This is a genomic window from Enterobacter sp. MGH119, from assembly GCF_001037675.1.
Classification (GTDB): domain Bacteria; phylum Pseudomonadota; class Gammaproteobacteria; order Enterobacterales; family Enterobacteriaceae; genus Enterobacter; species Enterobacter hormaechei_C.
Genome location: NZ_KQ089929.1, coordinates 280,250 through 297,329 on the forward strand (window position 1 = coordinate 280,250; position 17,080 = coordinate 297,329).

A 17,080-nucleotide genomic window follows, 5' to 3' on the forward strand; every position below is an offset into this window, starting at 1 on the left:
TTCTATTATTTATACTGTGTCGCATTCTTGATACTGGACAATCTCATGTCAGTAAGTTCTTTTAACCGACGCTGGGCGGCGGTGATCCTTGAAGCCCTGACCCGTCATGGTGTCAGGCATGTGTGTATTGCCCCGGGCTCTCGCTCCACGCCGCTCACCCTTGCTGCCGCGGAAAACCGGGCTTTTATTCACCACACCCATTTTGATGAGCGTGGTCTGGGCCATCTGGCGCTCGGGCTGGCGAAAGTCAGTAAAGCGCCCGTGGCGGTGATCGTCACCTCCGGCACGGCGGTGGCGAACCTCTATCCGGCGCTGATAGAAGCGGGATTAACCGGCGAAAAGCTGATTTTACTCACCGCCGACCGTCCCCCGGAACTTATCGACTGCGGCGCTAACCAGGCGATTCGTCAGCCTGGCATTTTTGCCTCGCATCCTTCACAGACGGTCTCGTTGCCGCGCCCCACCCAGGACATTCCCGCCAGCTGGCTGGTCTCAACCCTCGACCACGCCATGAACGCACTGCGCAGCGGCGGGCTACACATTAACTGCCCGTTTGCCGAGCCGCTGTACGGTGAAATGAACGATACTGGCCTCGTCTGGCAACAGCAGCTGGGAGACTGGTGGGAGAGCGAAAAAACCTGGCTGCGCGAGCAGACGCATCTGGAAAGCGCTAAACAGCGCGACTGGTTCTTCTGGCGTCAGAAGCGCGGCGTGGTGATAGCCGGGCGGATGAGTGCGGCGGAAGGTAAGCTTGCGGCGGAGTGGGCACAAACGCTTGGCTGGCCGCTGATTGGTGACGTGCTTTCCCAGACGGGCCAGCCGCTGCCCTGCGCCGACCTCTGGCTGGGGAACGCGAAAGCGGTCACCGAGCTGGCGCAGGCGCAGATTGTCGTCCAGCTGGGATCGAGCCTGACGGGGAAGCGTCTGCTCCAGTGGCAGGCCACCTGTACGCCTGAAGAGTACTGGCTGGTGGACCCGCTCGAAGGACGCCTTGACCCGGCGCACCATCGTGGCCGCCGCCTGGTGAGCGATATTAACAGCTGGCTGGAATTGCATCCGGCGGAAAAACGCAAACCCTGGGCGGTGGAGATCCCGGCGCTGTCACGTCAGGCGTGGGAACTCACCAAAGCGCAGTGCGAGGCGTTCAGTGAAGCCGGGCTGGCGCACCGTATCCGCAAATATCTTCCCGAGCAGGGACAACTTTTTGTCGGTAACAGCCTGGTGGTGCGCCTGATTGACGCCTTTTCGCAGCTGCCGGCGGGTTATCCGGTGTACAGCAACCGGGGCGCGAGCGGCATTGACGGCCTGATCTCCACCGCCGCTGGCGTACAGAGGGCCAGCGCGAAATCCACGCTGGCGATTGTGGGGGATCTCTCAGCCCTCTACGATCTCAACGCGCTGGCGCTCCTGCGTCAGGCGTCGGCCCCGTTCGTGCTGATTATTGTGAACAATAACGGCGGGCAGATTTTCTCGTTGCTGCCGACGCCGCAAAGCGAGCGTGAGCGCTTCTATCTGATGCCGCAAAACGTGCAGTTCGAACACGCCGCCGCCATGTTCAGCCTGAAGTACCATCGCCCGGAAAACTGGGACGCGCTGGAGACGGCGCTGAACACCGCCTGGCGGCAGCCTGGCGCGACGCTCATTGAGCTGGTGGTAAACGATGCTGACGGCGCGCAGAAGCTGCAACATCTGCTTGCGCAGGTGAGTCACCTGTGATCCTCGCAGGCGTCTCCCAGCCAGGAAATCCAGGCTACCCCTGGCTGGTTTTCCTGCACGGTTTTTCCGGCGACTGTCGCGAGTGGCAGGCTGTCGGGGCGTCGCTGCATGACTACCCCCGGCTCTACATTGACCTGCCCGGGCACGGTGGTTCAGCGGATACGGGCGTGACGGGGTTTGCAGAGGTAAGTGAATTGCTCTCGCATACCCTTGTTAGTTACAACATACTAAGATACTGGCTCGTGGGGTACTCCCTCGGCGGCCGCATTGCGATGTTCCATGCCTGCCAGCATCCTGCGGGGTTAGACGGGGTGATTGTGGAAGGTGGACACCCGGGCCTGCAAGACGCCGATGCGCGCCAGGCCCGGCTGATCTCTGACCGCCGCTGGGCGTCACGGTTTCGCAGTGAGCCGCTGGAGGCCGTCTTTGCCGACTGGTATCAACAGCCGGTCTTTGCCTCACTTACGGATGATCAGCGCAGGGCGCTGATCGCGCTGCGCAGCCGGAACAACGGCCCGAGGCTGGCAGAGATGCTGGAGGCCACCTCGCTTGCCGTTCAGCCTGATTTACGTCCCGCGCTCATCGCGCGTGATTTTTCTTTTGACTATCTCTATGGCGAACGTGACGGGAAGTTTGCAGCTATCGCCACTGAACTTAACGCCACGCGTCATGCTATCCCTCACGCCGGACACAACGCCCACCGGGACAACCCGGAAGCTGTTGCCGCGAGTCTGGCTCAGATACTGCGTTATCGAACAAAGGACACGCTATGATCTATCCTGATGAACACATGCTTTACGCGCCGGTTGAATGGCAGGACTGCTCCGAAGGCTACACCGACATTCGTTACCACAAATCCGCCGATGGTATCGCCAAAATCACCATCAACCGTCCACAGGTGCGCAACGCGTTTCGTCCGTTGACCGTAAAAGAGATGATCCAGGCGCTGGCGGATGCCCGCTATGACGACACTGTCGGCGTCATCATCCTCACCGGGGAAGGGGAGAAAGCCTTCTGCTCCGGCGGCGATCAGAAAGTCCGCGGTGACTACGGCGGATACCAGGATGATGCGGGCACGCACCACCTGAACGTGCTGGATTTCCAGCGCCAGATCCGCACCTGTCCAAAACCGGTGGTCGCGATGGTGGCAGGGTATTCCATCGGCGGCGGTCACGTGCTGCACATGATGTGTGACCTGACGATCGCGGCGGAAAATGCCATTTTCGGTCAGACTGGCCCGAAAGTCGGCTCTTTCGACGGCGGCTGGGGCGCGTCCTATATGGCGCGCATTGTCGGCCAGAAAAAAGCCCGCGAAATCTGGTTCCTGTGCCGTCAGTACAATGCGCAGGAAGCGCTGGATATGGGGCTGGTTAACACCGTGGTGCCGATCGCCGATCTGGAAAAAGAGACCGTGCGCTGGTGTCGCGAAATGCTGCAAAACAGCCCAATGGCGCTGCGCTGCCTGAAAGCGGCCCTCAACGCCGACTGTGACGGTCAGGCGGGCCTTCAGGAGCTGGCGGGCAACGCCACCATGCTGTTCTATATGACCGAAGAGGGTCAGGAAGGGCGCAACGCGTTCAACGAAAAACGCCAGCCGGACTTCAGCAAATACAAACGGAACCCGTAATGCGTCGCGCGCAGGTTTACCGCTGGCAGATACCGATGGACGCGGGCGTGGTGCTGCGTGAACGGCGGTTAAAAACCCGTGACGGCTTTTTCATGCATCTCCGGCAGGGCGAGCGGGAAGGGTGGGGCGAAATCGCCCCGCTTCCGGGCTTTAGCCTGGAAACGCTCGACGAGGCGCAGGCCGCGCTGATGGCCTGGACGCACGCCTGGCGCGAGGGAGAAGATCCGGCGCTGCCGGACGTTCCTTCCGTCGCGTTCGGCATCAGCTGCGCGCTGGCAGAGCTGGACGGCAGTTTGCCGGAGGCGGCGAACTATCGCGCCGCGCCGCTCTGTACTGGCGATCCGGATGAACTTTTCGCGCTCCTTTCCGCGATGCCTGGCGAGAAGGTGGCGAAAATAAAGGTCGGCCTGTACGAAGCGGTGCGCGACGGGATGGTGGTTAATCTGTTACTGGAAGCCATTCCCGATCTGCACCTGCGCCTGGACGCCAACCGCGCCTGGACACCGCTCAGGGCGCAGCAGTTTGCGAAGTACGTCAACCCGGCGTACCGCAGCCGCATCGCGTTTCTCGAAGAGCCGTGCAAAACGCGCGACGACTCTCGCGCCTTCGCCCGGGAAACCGGCATCGCCATCGCCTGGGATGAGAGCCTGCGCGAAGCCGATTTCGCGTTTGCCGCCGAGCCGGGCGTCAGGGCCGTGGTGATTAAGCCAACGCTGACCGGCAGCCTCGACAAGGTGCGCGAGCAGGTTGCTGCGGCCCATGCCGCAGGGCTGACGGCGGTGATCAGTTCATCCATCGAATCCAGCCTCGGCCTGACGCAGCTGGCGCGCATCGCTGCATGGTTAACGCCGGACACCGTTCCCGGTCTCGATACGCTAAACCTGATGCAGGCCCAGCTGATTCGCCAGTGGCCTGGCAGCACCTTGCCGTGCCTCGACGTCGGGGCGCTGGAGCCATTGCGATGAGTTTTACCGACTGGCCGTGGCGGCACTGGCGCACCCGGCGTGCCGATAAACCCGCGCTGCGTTTAGACGATGTAACGCTCAGTTGGACTCAGCTGGGCAAGCGTATCGATCGTCTGGCAGCCGGTTTTCAGTCTCAGGGCGTTGCTGACGGTGACGGCGTCATGCTGCTCGCCCACAACCACCCGCAGACCCTGCTGGCCTGGCTGGCTCTGCTTCAGTGCGGCGCCCGCATTTTGCCGGTGAACCCTCAGCTTCCCCGTCCGCTGCTGGACGTCCTCCTGCCGCAGATGACCCTGCGTTTTGCGCTGGTGCTTAACGGTGAGTATGACGGTCTGCCCGCGCTGGCATTAAGAGAGGGCGAGGGGCAGGGGGGCGTGACGTGGCGGGCAGAACGACTGGCCTCAATGACGCTCACCTCCGGCTCCACCGGTTTGCCAAAAGCGGCGGTGCACACCTGTGCCGCCCACCTTGCCAGCGCAAAAGGGGTGCTGGCGCTGATGCCTTACGGCGAAAGCGACGACTGGCTGCTCTCTCTGCCGCTGTTTCACGTCTCCGGTCAGGGGATTTTGTGGCGCTGGTTACAGGGCGGAGGCCGTCTCACCGTACGCGAAAAACAGCCGCTTGAGCAGGCGCTACAGGGCTGTACCCACGCCTCGCTGGTGCCAACGCAGCTGTGGCGACTGCTTAATTCACACCATCCCGTCGCGCTGAAAGCCGTGCTGCTCGGCGGGGCGGAAATCCCCGTTGCGCTGACCGAACAGGCGCGCGAGCAGAGGATCCGTACATTCTGCGGCTACGGTCTGACCGAGTTCGCCTCCACCGTCTGCGCCAAAGAGGCCGACGGCGCGCCGGACGTGGGCAGCGCGCTGCCGGGCAGAGACGTTCAGGTGGTAAACGGTGAAGTCTGGATCCGGGCGGAAAGCATGGCGGCGGGCTACTGGCGAGACGGCGCATTATTGCCGCTGGTCAATGCGCAGGGCTGGTTCGCCACCCGCGATCGCGGCGAGTGGCATGACGGACGCCTGACCATTCTGGGCCGAATGGACAATCTCTTTTTCAGCGGCGGAGAAGGGATCCAGCCGGAAGCGCTGGAGCGCGTTATCGCCACGCATCCGCAGGTAAGCCAGGCGTTTGTCGTTCCGCTGGATGATGCTGAGTACGGGCAACGTCCGGTGGCGGTAGTGGAATGCGAGCCGGGCACGGATATCACGCTGCTGCCGGAGTGGGTTCAGGGCAGGCTGGCGCGCTTTGAGCAGCCGGTACACTGGCTGGCGCTGCCGTCAGAACTGAAAAATGGCGGGATTAAAATCTCCCGCCAGGCGTTAAAGCAGTGGGTCAATGCCCTGTTGAGGGGCTAATCAGCCGATATCCGGCTGCGGTTTGTGCTGGCGTCGGCGGATCCAGCGCAGCACCGGCGGCACGACAATCACCATAATCGCCATTGCCAGCAGGATCTTCGTTACGCTGCTCTCCCACAGGATCCCCATGTTGCCGTTGCTGATGGAGAGGGCGCGGCGCAGGTTCTGCTCCAGCATTTCCCCCAGCACAAACCCTAAAATCAGCGGCGACATCGGGAAGTGCATCTTGCGCAGAATGTAGCCCAGCACGCCGAGCAGCACCATCAACACCAGGTCGAAGGTGGTGCTGTGCACCGCGTACACCCCAACCGCAGAGACGGCGGCGATGGCCGGGACCAGGAACCACAGGGGAATGGTCAGCATGCGGGTGAACAGGCCGATCAGCGGGATGTTCATTACCAGCAACATCACGTTGGCGATCAGCAGGGCGGCAATTAAACCCCAGACGATATCGGGCTGCTCGGTAAACATCGCCGGACCCGGGGTGATGTTATAGAGCGTCAGCGCGCCCATCATTACCGCCGTGGTGCCGGAGCCCGGCACGCCGAGGGTCAGCATCGGGATAAACGAGCCGCAGGCCGAGGCGTTATTCGCCGCCTCCGGCGCCGCCACGCCGCGGATATCGCCTTTGCCGAAGCTGTCGCTGTTACCGCTCAGCTTTTTCTCGGTCATGTAGGTGATGGCGCTGGCGATAGTAGCCCCCGCGCCGGGCAGAATGCCGACGAAGAAACCGATCACCGACGAACGCAGGGTGGCACCCACACACTGCGCCCCCTCTTTGGCATTAAAGAGCATACGTCCGGTTTTACGCACCAGCGTCTGCCCGCTGCTGGTATGTTCCAGCATCAGTAAGATTTCTGAGACAGAGAACAGACCAATCACCACGACGATAAACTGCACGCCGTCGGAGAGATGAACGCTGTCGAAGGTAAAACGATAAACCCCGGTGTTGGCATCCACGCCGACGGTGGCCAGACTGAGGCCAATCAACGCAGACAAAAACGACTTCAGCGGATTCTGCGCCATCATGCTGCCGAGACAGGCGATGGCGAACACCATCAGGGCAAAATACTCGGCCGGACCAAACGCCAGCGACCACTGGGCCAGCGCCGGGGCGAAGAGGATGATGCCGCCAATGGCGATCAGGGAGCCAAAGAACGAGCTGACGGCGGAAATAGAGAGCGCCACGCCGCCGCGTCCCTGCTGCGCCATTGGATAGCCATCCAGCGCGGTCATAATGGCGGCGGCATCGCCGGGCACGTTAAGCAGAATCGAGGAAATACGCCCCCCGTATTCGCAGCCGATATAAACCGTCGCCAGCAGGATCAGCGCCGATTCCGCAGGCAGGTGCAGCGCAAAGGCCAGCGGCAGTAAAATCGCCACGCCGTTGATAGGTCCAAGGCCCGGCAGCAGGCCGACGATGGTCCCGACGAAACAGCCGATCAGGGCGATCACCAGGTTTTCCGGGGTCATCGCTACCGCGAACCCCTGAGAGAGATAGATCCAGGTATCCATAGCGTGCTCCGTTAGTTAAACCATGCGCCAAGCGGCAGGGTCACGTCCAGCAGGCGGTCGAAGGCGTACCAGAGTAAAATGCCCAGTACGACCCCGGAGATCCCCGCCGCAGGCAGCGAGGCGTTAAATAGTATGCCAATCACCATCGTCAGCAGGGCGGTGGCAATCGGGAAGCCGAGCCATTCAAAGCCCCACGCGTACATCAGCAGGACAATCACCATTACCAGCAGACGTTGCAGCGTTCGGCGTGGCGGCCACTCCACGGTATCCGGATGGCGCAGCAGCAGCGCCACCGAACAGAGCAGCATCAGGCCGACAATGCCGACGGGAAAGGGGCGTGGCCCCACGGGTTCATAGCTGTATTCGCTGTGGATCTGCCAGGCGACGAACATGCCGCCAATGCAGAGCAGCAGCCATATCCCGGCAAAAATGCGATCGCTCATAGCGCCTCCGGTTATTTCGCCAGGCCAAAGGCTTTCGCCTGTTCGCGGTAGTCATTCACCTGTTTTTTGACATACTCGTCCAGCTGCTTGCCGTTCAGGTTGAACTCAAACAGCCCGCGCAGATCGCGCTGTTTTTTGAACTCCTCGGTTTGCTGAAGTTTTGCGAAGGTATCCACCCACCACTGGTATTCGGCGTCGGTCACTTTTGGCCCGACGAAGAAGCCGCGGATGATCGGCCAGACCAGGTTATAACCCTGCTCTTTGGCGGTTGGGACGTCTGCCAGCTGGCCCGGCAGACGGTTTTCTGAGAAGACCGCCAGCACACGGATCTTATCCCCGCTCAGGTAGGGCACCATTTCGCTGAGATCGCCCGATACCGCCTGGACGTGATTGCCCATCAGCGCCGTCACCGGCTCGCCGCCGCCTTCAAAGGCCACGTAACGCATCTTGTGCGGATCCACTTTGGCCTGCTGCGCCAGCAGCGCGGCTTTCATCCAGTCCTGGCTGCCGATAGAGGCGCCTGCGCCAATGACCACGCTGTTCGGATCTTTTTCCATGGCGGTCAGCAGATCTTTCAGGGATTTCCACGGAGAGTCCGCGCGCACGGCGATCATGCCGTAATCGGTGCCTACGGTGGCGAGCCAGCGCACGTCGTCCACGTCATAACGGCCAAATTTCCCCTGTGACAGATTCAGCAGCGAACCGCCGGAGAAGGCCACCACGGTGCCCGCTTCGGCAGGGCGCTGGGCGACGATGGCGTTATAGGCTACCGCGCCCACGCCGCCGGGCATGTAGGTAACGCGCATCGGTTTCTCAATGGCCTTCGTCTCTAGCAGGCTGACCTGAATCAGCTTACAGGTCAGGTCGAAGCCGCCGCCGGGTTTGGCCGGGGCGATACATTCGGTACGGGATGGCGCGTCCTGCGCCTGGACGACAGAGGCACTCAACAGCAATACGCTTGCAGCAAGGGTAGAAAGTAATTGTTTTTTCATCGTTTATCCTCACGCCGGAGAACCGGGAGTACGGGTACGGGTGTCTTTTTTCTGATTATGTGAACCACCTTGTAGCGGTTCCGTTGCGTGATTGTTAAAACAATAACCTTTCATTTCCCTTTCACTGCGACACCAACTTTACAGGATGTGATATGCGTCTCTTACTCGCGGAAGATAATCGTGAGCTGGCTCACTGGCTGGAAAAAGCGCTGGTACAAAACGGATTTGCCGTGGATTGCGTCAACGATGGACGGGCGGCCGATCATCTTTTGCAGGGAGAAAACTATGCCGTCGCGATCCTTGATATCGGCATGCCCGGTTTCGACGGGCTGGAGGTGGTGCATCGGCTGAGAAAGCGCGGGCAGACGTTGCCCGTGCTGTTTCTTACCGCCCGCAGCAACGTGGCAGACAGGGTTAAGGGGCTGAATGCCGGGGCGGATGACTACCTGCCGAAACCGTTCGAGCTGGAGGAGCTTGATGCCCGCCTGCGTGCGCTGCTGCGCCGCAGTGAAGGGCGAACCCAGGAGCGCCAGCGGCTGGGAGAGCTGGAGTACGATGATGAAGGCTTTTTTCTGCTGCGCGATGAACCCCTTTCCCTCACGCCGCGCGAACTCTCTTTGCTGAAGGTGCTGATGCACCGCCGGATCCGTCCCGTCTCCCGGCAACAGCTTTTCGACCAGGTATTCAGCCTGAACGACGACGTCAGCCCCGAGAGCATCGATCTCTATATTCACCGCCTGCGTAAGAAGCTGACCGGCAGCGGCGTGCGGATCACCACCCTCCGGGGGCTGGGCTACGTGCTGGAGTGCGGCGATGAAGTGGGTTAAGCCGCAGTCGCTTTACCTGCAACTTTTGCTTTTTCTGGGTTTGCCGCTGCTGCTGTTATGGGGGCTGTCAGCCTTTAACAGCTACGTTAGCGCGCTACAGGCGGCGACGCAGGCCTATGACCGCACGCTGTTATCCTCGGCGCGCACGGTGTCAGAGCGGCTGGTGGTGCACAACGGCAAGCTCCAGGTGAACGTGCCGTGGGTCGTGCTCGACAGCTTCGAGCTGAACATGAACGATCGCCTCTACTACAAGGTCGTGGACCCTGACGGGCGGACGATCTCCGGCTATGACGATCTGCCGAATATGCCCCCCTCCACGTCGCGGACCTCCCACTATCCGGCGCTGGCGTGGTTTTATCATACCGAGTATCGCGGGCAGGCGATCCGCGTGGCGAAGCTGCTCCAGCCGGTTAACGAGGAGAGTGTGTTCGGCATGGCGGAAATCTACGTCGCCGAAACGTTGCAGTCGCGTCGCTATCTGGCCACTCAGCTGCTGTTTTCCTCGCTCGTGTCGCAGGGGCTGCTGGTGCTGCTGACGCTGGTCCTGACCGCGTGGCTGCTGCGTCGCGTGCTGCGCCCGATGCGGCAGCTCTCTTCGCTGATGGTGCGCCGTGAGCCCGGGCTACTGGCCCCGCTGCCGGAGCTGCTGCCCTGGTCGGAAACGCGGCTGCTGATTGTGGCATTTAACCGCTATATCGACAGGTTACGCGGCGTGCTTTCGCGACAGGCGCGCTTTAATGCTGACGCCTCACACCAGCTCAAAACGCCGCTGGCGGTGCTGAAAACCCAGGTATCGGTTGCCCTGACGCGTAACGATCCGGCCCTGTGGCAGGAGAGCTTACGGGCGATGAACGTCACGCTGGATAACACCATCGTGCTGACGGAAAGGCTGTTGCAGCTTTCAGCGGTGAAGCGAAAAGAGCAGGGGGAGCGACAGTTTGCCCCTGTCGATCTGGTGCAGGTGGTGCAAAACTGCTGCTTTTCCCGGCTGGCGCAGGCGCGCAGCAAGGGTATCGATCTCGGTTATGACGGCGTACAGCAACCGGTAATGATTGAGGGTGATGACGTGCTGCTGGGTGAACTCTGCGCCAACCTGCTGGAGAACGCGATCAAATACACGCCGGAGCAGGGCATCGTGACGGTGTACCTGCGCACGGCTAACGATGCCGTTGAGCTGAGCGTGGAGGACAGCGGACCGGGTATTGCTGAAGACCAGATCTCCCAGGCCATGCTGCCGTTTCATCGTCTGGAAAACGTGGGTGATGCCGCCGGGTCCGGCATTGGCCTGGCGCTGGCTAACGATATTGCCCGCCTGCACCGCAGCCATCTTCAGCTGATGCCCAGTGAAAATCTGGGTGGGCTGAGCGTGAAAATGCGCTTTCTGATGCTGATATAAATGCCGATATTATCAAATCGTTACAAACTAATTGCCTGCCGTACGCGGAGTCCATTGATCACACAGGCAGGCAGGTTAAAATCTCGCGGTTTTTGGACATCTCTGAATAAATTGTGCGGGATCACGACAATGAAAAAAGTGGCATTAATGGGCTTAGGCGGCCTGATGTTTGTTTCAGCAGCGGCAAACGCAATTTCCTTCAACGGCTCGGCGGGACAAGATTATACCCATCTGGGCTTCGGTCTTGGCACGGACAGCGCAGGCCTGGCAATGACCGGCGGCTGGACGCATAACGACGACGACGGCGATGCGGCAAGCCTGGGCCTCGGCTTCAACGTGCCGTTGGGTCCCTTCCTGGCGACCGTCGGCGGTAAAGGCATTTACACCAACCCGAACGAGGGCGACGAAGGCTACGCGGCGGCAGTGGGCGGCGGCTTGCAGTGGAAAATTGGCGACAGCTTTGGCCTGTTCGGTGAGTACTACTACTCTCCTGATTCCCTCTCCAGCGGCATCGACAGCTATCAGGAAGCTAACGCCGGCGCGCGCTGGACCATCGTGCGTCCAATCACCATCGAAGCGGGTTATCGCTATCTGAACCTGGCCGGTAAAGACGGCAACCGCGACAACGCCCTGGCAGACGGCCCGTACGTTGGCGTTAGCGCCGGTTTCTAATCCTCTCGGCGCGGCGTTCAGTCGCGCCAGTTTCTCTCTTCCCCCAGTCTTTGATTGCGCTATAGTGTTTTGACCATTGAAATGGGAGAACACAATGATAAACGTGGAAATGTTATCCACTGGCGACGAAGTGCTTCATGGGCAAATCATTGATACCAATGCCGCCTGGCTCGCCGATCTCTTCTTTGAGCAAGGATTATCGTTAACGCGCCGCAACACCGTAGGTGACAACCTTGAGTCGCTGGTCAACGTTCTGCGCGAGCGCAGCGAGCGCAGCGAACGCTGCGACGTGCTGATTGTGAACGGCGGGCTGGGACCTACCAGCGACGATCTCAGCGCGCTGGCCGCCGCCACGGCCAAAGGCGAAGGCCTGGTCCTGCACGAGGCGTGGCTGGCGCAGATGGAGCGCTTTTTCTCCGGGCGTGGCCGCGTGATGGCCCCCAGCAACCGCAAGCAGGCTGAAATTCCCGCCAGCGCGGAACTGATTGATAACCCGGTCGGCACCGCCTGCGGGTTTGCCGTTCAGTTGAACCGCTGCCTGATGTTCTTCACTCCGGGCGTGCCGTCGGAATTTAAAGTGATGGTCGAGCAGCAGATCCTGCCGCGCCTGCGCGCGCGCTTTACGCTGCCTGAACCGCCGCTGTGCCTGCGTCTGACCACCTTTGGTCGCTCGGAAAGCGATCTCGCTCAGAGCCTCGATCACCTGCAACTGCCTCCCGGCGTGTCGATGGGCTATCGCTCCTCCATGCCGATTATTGAACTGAAGCTGACCGGACCGGCGTCAGAGAAAGCCGCTATGCTGGCACTGTGGCCGGAAGTGCGGCGCGTCGCCGGGGAAAGCCTGATTTTCGAAGGCACGGAAGGGCTGCCGGCGCAGATCGCAGCGCATTTGCAGTCCCGCCAGCTGAGCGTGACGTTAAGCGAGCAGTTTACCGGTGGGCTTCTGGCGCTTCAGCTTACCCGGGCGGGTGCGCCGCTGCTGGCCAGTGAAGTGGTGCCGTTCCAGCAGGAGACGCTGGCGCAGACGGCGCGCTGGGCATCCGAGCGCAGAGTGAAGCATTTCGCCGGACTGGCGCTGTTTGTGGGCGGGCTGGATGAGGAGCACCTCAACTTTGCCCTGGCAACGCCGGAAGGAACGCACGCCCTGCGCGTCAGGATGAGCATTACCCGCCACAGCCTGGCCGTACGTCAGGAGGTGTGCGCGATGATGGCGCTGAACATGCTGCGCCGCTGGCTGAACGGGAAAGAGGTCGCCAGTGAGCACGGCTGGATCAACGTCGTGGAATCGCTGTTCGTAGAGTGAGAGTGTGCCGGGGCAGTGTCCCCGGCAACGGTTACGCCAGCGCTTTTGCCAGCAAGGTAATGGGATGTTCACAGCGTTTGCTGGTGGACATCTCGATCTGCCACTTGCAGGTTTCACAGTCCGTCACCACGATATCTGCGCCGCTCTCTTCAATCTGCCGGAACAGCGGCGCGCCAATGGCCTGTGACGTTGGGTAGTTTTCACGCTTGAAGCCGTAGGTGCCAGCGATGCCGCAGCAGCGTGAGTCCAGCACCGTCAGCTCCAGCCCCGGGATCAGCCGCAACAGCTCAAGCGTATAGATCGACCAGCCCATCTTCTCCATATGACATGGCGTGTGATATACCACCTTCAGCGGCAATTTGCCCAGCGGTAACGTCTGCCCGCTGTCCAGTTTGCGCCAGAGAAAACGGGTCGCCAGCTCAATGTGCTCGCGCAGGCCGGTGTTATCCACATCCAGCAGATGCGGATATTCATCGCGCAGCGTGAAGGTACAGGTTGACGACGTCGCCAGTACCGGTATCCCTTTGTCGACGATCGCCTCACGTAAAGAGGTGACGTTGCTGCTCGCCTGCTTGCGCGCTTTGTCGATGAAACCGTTGGCAATCAGCGGAACGCCGCAGCACTTCTCTTTGCTCAGCAGCTGAACGCCCGTCCCCATGGCGTTCAGCACTTTCAGCAGGTCTTTTCCCAGCTGCGGATGGTTGTAGTTCACGTAGCAGCCGTGGAAGAAGGCGACCTGCTCAGCGAACTGCGCCTGTTCTGCCGCCACGGATTTATACCAGCGGCGGAAGGTGCCGTGAGAATATTTCGGCAGACTGCGGTGATGGTCGATTTTGAGCGTCGCATCCAGCAGCCTGCGCACCGGCTTCAGGGCGGTGGCGGCATTGACGACCGGTGCGAAAGGCGTCGAGAGGCTGCCCATTAGATCGGTGTGGCTCAGTATCGCGTCACGCAGCGTCGGTTTTTTCGTACTGTAGCGGGCGCGGGCGCGCTGGATGATATCGCCTATTTTCACGTCCGACGGGCAGGCAACTTCGCAGCGTTTGCAGTTGATGCAGTATTTCAGCGCCTCGTCGTAGAGCGCGCCATCCTTCAGGCGCAGACGCTCCCCGTCGGGACCGGCCTGTTTCGGGCCGGGATAGCGCGGATCGACGCCGCTGACCGGGCAAACCGTGGTGCAGACCGTGCATTTGATACAGCTTTCAAATCGGGTGTCGTTCATTGTGCTCTCTCCCTGCGCTGGATAATCTGCTCCGCGACATGCAGCGCGGTGACGGCGCAGACGCCGCCACCGCAGCCCTGCGCCACGGGATCGTACCCGCCCAGAACCGAGCCGATGGCGTAAAGATTTTCAACCGGTTCCCCGCCCAGCCGCGGGCGCAGTTGGCTGTCGACGATCACGCCGAACTGCTGCCAGGGCTGCGGGGTGAAGAAATCGCTTTGATACCAGTCCGCGCGGGAAGCGCTTTGCCGGACATCCAGCCCGAGTATTGCCTCACGCACGCCATCCCGGCTGCTTAGCAGACCGTTACTGAAGAAACTGCCGCTTGCCAGCACCGTATAGCGTGCGCGAAGCGGGATGTCGCCGTGGTTGCGGGTCCAGATATCGCTTACCGCGCCCTCAGCCAGGGTGATTTTTTTCACTTCGTCGCCTGCCATCCAGACGCCACCCTGGGCGACAAACTGACGCTGAAGCTGGGTATGCAGACGAATGCCGGGCACGGAAGGGGGGAGCGTCGGCAGTAAACCGAGCGTACAGGGCAGGCGCGCCGAGAGCCAGCGCCAGAGCCGGTTGTCCGTTAAGCCAAAACAGGCGGGCATAAACAGGGCGTCGCAGGTCTCGCCGAGCGGTTGAAGCGCCGCGTACAGCTGCGGCCAGTAACTTTCATTATCCAGCAGGCGGGCAATGTTCACCGCACGAAACTCGCTGGGGTTTTCGCGCAGCACGTCGAGTTCGGGGAGATCAATCTCCGCTGTATCCACCTGAACACCCTGCTGTCTGAGAGACGCGGCGGCCAGATGTGGCTGGAAATCAAGGAAACCGCTGATCCCCACCACCCGCACGCGCTCGGCAGCGATGGGAGCGACAGGCACCTCTTCCGGGCTAAGCCAGGCGGCGCGCAGGGTGCCGAGTGGCGTGACGCGCTGATGGTTTTGCTCGGCGTCACCCTGCATGCGTGCGCCGCAGGCAGTGAGCAGGTGTTCGGTTTCGCAGGCAAAGCGGGCCATATTCTCTGCGCCCGTCAGGCGGTAGGGATGTTCAGGCGGCAGATCGGCGAACGATAGCGCGCCCAGTAAATCCAGCGAGCCGGAGGAGAAGTGCAGAGCACTCTGACCGCGAGTGACAATGGCGCAGCGCAGACCCCGCTGCGTCAGTTTGAGGCCGCACAGCAGGCCCGCCAGCCCCCCACCCACAATCACGGTATCAAATTTCATGGTTGTGCTCCTTCTCCAGACCGCAAAGCCCCTGATAGACCCAGCGGGTAAATTCGCTTTCGCGCAGGGCATCGCCCCAGGCGACGGGCTGAATGCCTTTCCAGCGCTCGTTTAAAAAATCGCTGAGTTGGGCAAGCGACTGGGTTGACGTGATGGCGTGAAAACGTTGCAGCAGCCCGGCGGCACGGCAGGCGCACAGCTCTCCCTGACAGGTGCCCATCCCGACGCGCGTGCGGCGGCGTAAATCGAGCAGGTTGTTCACCGTCAGGTTTTCCACGGCATACTGCACCTCGCCTGCGGTCACGGCTTCGCATTCGCACACCAGGCTGCGGCTGAGTCGCCCTTCACCGAGCCAGGTCGGGGTGCGGTCGCCGTGGCGGTAAATCGCCGAACCGCGAAGCGGGGCAGGGAGTGAAATGATTTTGTGCAGCGTTTTTTCTGTCGATTGCTGCGAGCCGGGCAGGGCCTGTTCCGCCGTCACGCACGGCGCGGTGTTGCCGAGCTTACGGCAGACGGCATCGGTGGCCCACTGGGCCATCAGCCGGTAGGTCATCAGCTTGCCGCCGGTAATGGTGATAAATCCGTCCATGCCGTCACGTTCGGCGTGATCGAGCAGTACGATGCCGCGGCTGACGTTACGCCCGCTCGGATCGTTATCGCTGGCGACGAGGGGACGCACGCCCGCGTAGGCACGCAGAATACGCGTCTGCGCCATCACCGGGGCCAGCTTTTCCCCTTCGCGCAGCAGGATATCCACCTCTTCAGCGGTGACGCGGTTGTAATCAATTTCGCTGTAGTCCACATGCATTGAGGTCGTGCCGATTAACGAAATGGTGTCCCCCGGCACGAGGATATCGGCGTCAGACGGTTTACGGCAGCGGTTGATGACATGGTTATTGATGCGGTGGTCGAGGATCAGCAGCGAGCCTTTCGCCGGGAACATGCGCACCGACAGGTCCGCGTATTCCGCGATGCGCTGGCCCCAGATCCCCGCCGCGTTGACCACGACGGCGGCATACAGCTCGCGGTGTTCGTTGTACTGCGCATCAAACACGCGCACTCCGCGCACGGTATTCCCTTCGCGAATAAGCCCGGTGACGTGATGCCCGGTCAGGATCTGGGCGCCATGTTCCCGCGCGTCGAGCATATTGGCGGCGGTCAGGCGGAAAGGATCAACGGTTCCGTCCGGTACTTTTACCGCGCCCAGTAACGCCGGGTTTACCGAGGGTTCAAGACGGCGCGCCTGCGCAGGATCGATCGCCTCGGCCTGAATGCCTGCCGCCGTGCAGGCGGTGATAAAGGTTTGCTGAAAGCCGAGGTCGTCTTCTGGAAGGGTGATAAAAAGACCGTTGGTCGGTTCAACGCAGTGGCGGGCGATGCGCCTGAGGATCTGGTTTTCAGCGATACACTCGCGCGCTGACTCAGCGTCAGTGACCGCATAGCGGGCGCCGCTGTGCAACAGACCGTGGTTACGTCCCGTCGCGCCGGTGGCGATATCGTGGCGTTCCAGAAGCGTGACGCTCAATCCCCGCAGGGCGCAGTCGCGTGCGATGCCGGCACCCGTCGCGCCACCGCCAATGATAATCACATCGCTGAAGCGTGGATCGTGAATTGTCATTGCCTTTCCTCTATGTTCGTTTTTTTGCATTTAGCCACATTGATCGTGTGGTTTGTTTGATTTCGAACATAAACGCGCGAAATTCGAAAGTGAAACGTGATTTCATGCGCTTTTTTGCGCATTCTGTCATATTTCTGTAACAATCTGTGCGTTGATTCACAGTAACATTCACCGTGATTTCTTAACATCGCCGCCTCTGTAGCCGGGCGCGA

15 protein-coding genes are annotated in these 17,080 nt (G+C 61.1%); 9 read left to right on the forward strand and 6 right to left on the reverse strand.

The window, feature by feature from the left end; genetic code table 11:
• Positions 1–45: 45 nt before the first annotated feature.
• Genes menD through menE form a run of 5 tightly spaced genes read left to right on the forward strand, consistent with a single transcriptional unit; the run spans position 46 to position 5,666 of the window.
• Complete coding sequence (gene menD / locus SK53_RS01315) at positions 46–1,716, forward strand: 2-succinyl-5-enolpyruvyl-6-hydroxy-3-cyclohexene-1-carboxylic-acid synthase (RefSeq protein WP_023314582.1); 1,671 nt, start codon at positions 46–48, stop codon at positions 1,714–1,716.
• Entirely contained in the window at positions 1,713–2,489 is a 777-nt protein-coding gene (gene menH, locus SK53_RS01320; protein ID WP_045350228.1) for a 2-succinyl-6-hydroxy-2,4-cyclohexadiene-1-carboxylate synthase, read from the forward strand. The genes menD and menH overlap by 4 nt, the downstream gene beginning before the upstream one ends.
• Positions 2,486–3,343 (forward strand): 1,4-dihydroxy-2-naphthoyl-CoA synthase, encoded by an 858-nt coding sequence (gene menB, locus SK53_RS01325; protein ID WP_023314580.1) that lies wholly within the window; start codon positions 2,486–2,488, stop codon positions 3,341–3,343. Before menH ends, menB begins: the two co-directional genes overlap by 4 nt.
• A complete protein-coding gene (menC, locus tag SK53_RS01330) occupies positions 3,343–4,308 on the forward strand; it encodes an o-succinylbenzoate synthase (protein WP_045345842.1) in 966 nt (321 codons plus the stop codon). The genes menB and menC overlap by 1 nt, the downstream gene beginning before the upstream one ends.
• A complete protein-coding gene (menE, locus tag SK53_RS01335) occupies positions 4,305–5,666 on the forward strand; it encodes an o-succinylbenzoate--CoA ligase (RefSeq protein WP_048208315.1) in 1,362 nt (453 codons plus the stop codon). The genes menC and menE overlap by 4 nt, the downstream gene beginning before the upstream one ends.
• Here the strand turns inward: menE and SK53_RS01340 are convergent, their stop codons facing one another.
• From SK53_RS01340 to SK53_RS01350, 3 genes are read right to left on the reverse strand one after another with little or no spacing between them, the layout of a single operon-like run.
• The gene (locus SK53_RS01340) at positions 5,667–7,181 is read right to left on the reverse strand and encodes a tripartite tricarboxylate transporter permease (protein WP_003859445.1); all 1,515 of its coding nucleotides are present in this window, start codon (positions 7,179–7,181) and stop codon (positions 5,667–5,669) included.
• 11 nt (positions 7,182–7,192) lie between these two features.
• Positions 7,193–7,624, reverse strand: a complete 432-nt coding sequence (locus tag SK53_RS01345) for a tripartite tricarboxylate transporter TctB family protein (protein ID WP_003859443.1) — start codon at positions 7,622–7,624, stop codon at positions 7,193–7,195.
• 11 nt (positions 7,625–7,635) lie between these two features.
• Entirely contained in the window at positions 7,636–8,616 is a 981-nt protein-coding gene (locus SK53_RS01350) for a Bug family tripartite tricarboxylate transporter substrate binding protein (RefSeq protein WP_003859441.1), read from the reverse strand.
• A 152-nt stretch (positions 8,617–8,768) separates the two neighbouring features.
• Here SK53_RS01350 and tctD point away from each other — a divergent pair, with 152 nt between their 5' ends.
• From tctD to SK53_RS01370, 4 genes are all read left to right on the forward strand, one after another.
• Positions 8,769–9,443 (forward strand): transcriptional regulator TctD, encoded by a 675-nt coding sequence (gene tctD / locus SK53_RS01355; protein WP_048208318.1) that lies wholly within the window; start codon positions 8,769–8,771, stop codon positions 9,441–9,443.
• On the forward strand, positions 9,430–10,839 hold the full coding sequence (locus SK53_RS01360) for a sensor histidine kinase (RefSeq protein ID WP_023314574.1): 1,410 nt from the start codon (positions 9,430–9,432) through the stop codon (positions 10,837–10,839). The genes tctD and SK53_RS01360 overlap by 14 nt, the downstream gene beginning before the upstream one ends.
• 129 nt (positions 10,840–10,968) lie before the next feature.
• Entirely contained in the window at positions 10,969–11,511 is a 543-nt protein-coding gene (locus tag SK53_RS01365; RefSeq protein WP_048208320.1) for a YfaZ family outer membrane protein, read from the forward strand.
• Positions 11,512–11,605: 94 nt separating this feature from the next.
• On the forward strand, positions 11,606–12,814 hold the full coding sequence (locus tag SK53_RS01370; protein WP_048208322.1) for a nicotinamide mononucleotide deamidase-related protein YfaY: 1,209 nt from the start codon (positions 11,606–11,608) through the stop codon (positions 12,812–12,814).
• Positions 12,815–12,845: 31 nt separating this feature from the next.
• Here the strand turns inward: SK53_RS01370 and glpC are convergent, their stop codons facing one another.
• From glpC to glpA, 3 genes are read right to left on the reverse strand one after another with little or no spacing between them, the layout of a single operon-like run.
• The gene (gene glpC, locus SK53_RS01375; protein ID WP_003859431.1) at positions 12,846–14,036 is read right to left on the reverse strand and encodes an anaerobic glycerol-3-phosphate dehydrogenase subunit GlpC; all 1,191 of its coding nucleotides are present in this window, start codon (positions 14,034–14,036) and stop codon (positions 12,846–12,848) included.
• A complete protein-coding gene (gene glpB, locus SK53_RS01380) occupies positions 14,033–15,250 on the reverse strand; it encodes a glycerol-3-phosphate dehydrogenase subunit GlpB (protein ID WP_003859428.1) in 1,218 nt (405 codons plus the stop codon). Before glpB ends, glpC begins: the two co-directional genes overlap by 4 nt.
• On the reverse strand, positions 15,240–16,868 hold the full coding sequence (glpA, locus tag SK53_RS01385) for an anaerobic glycerol-3-phosphate dehydrogenase subunit A (RefSeq protein ID WP_048208324.1): 1,629 nt from the start codon (positions 16,866–16,868) through the stop codon (positions 15,240–15,242). The genes glpB and glpA overlap by 11 nt, the downstream gene beginning before the upstream one ends.
• Between the last annotated feature and the right edge of the window lie 212 nt (positions 16,869–17,080).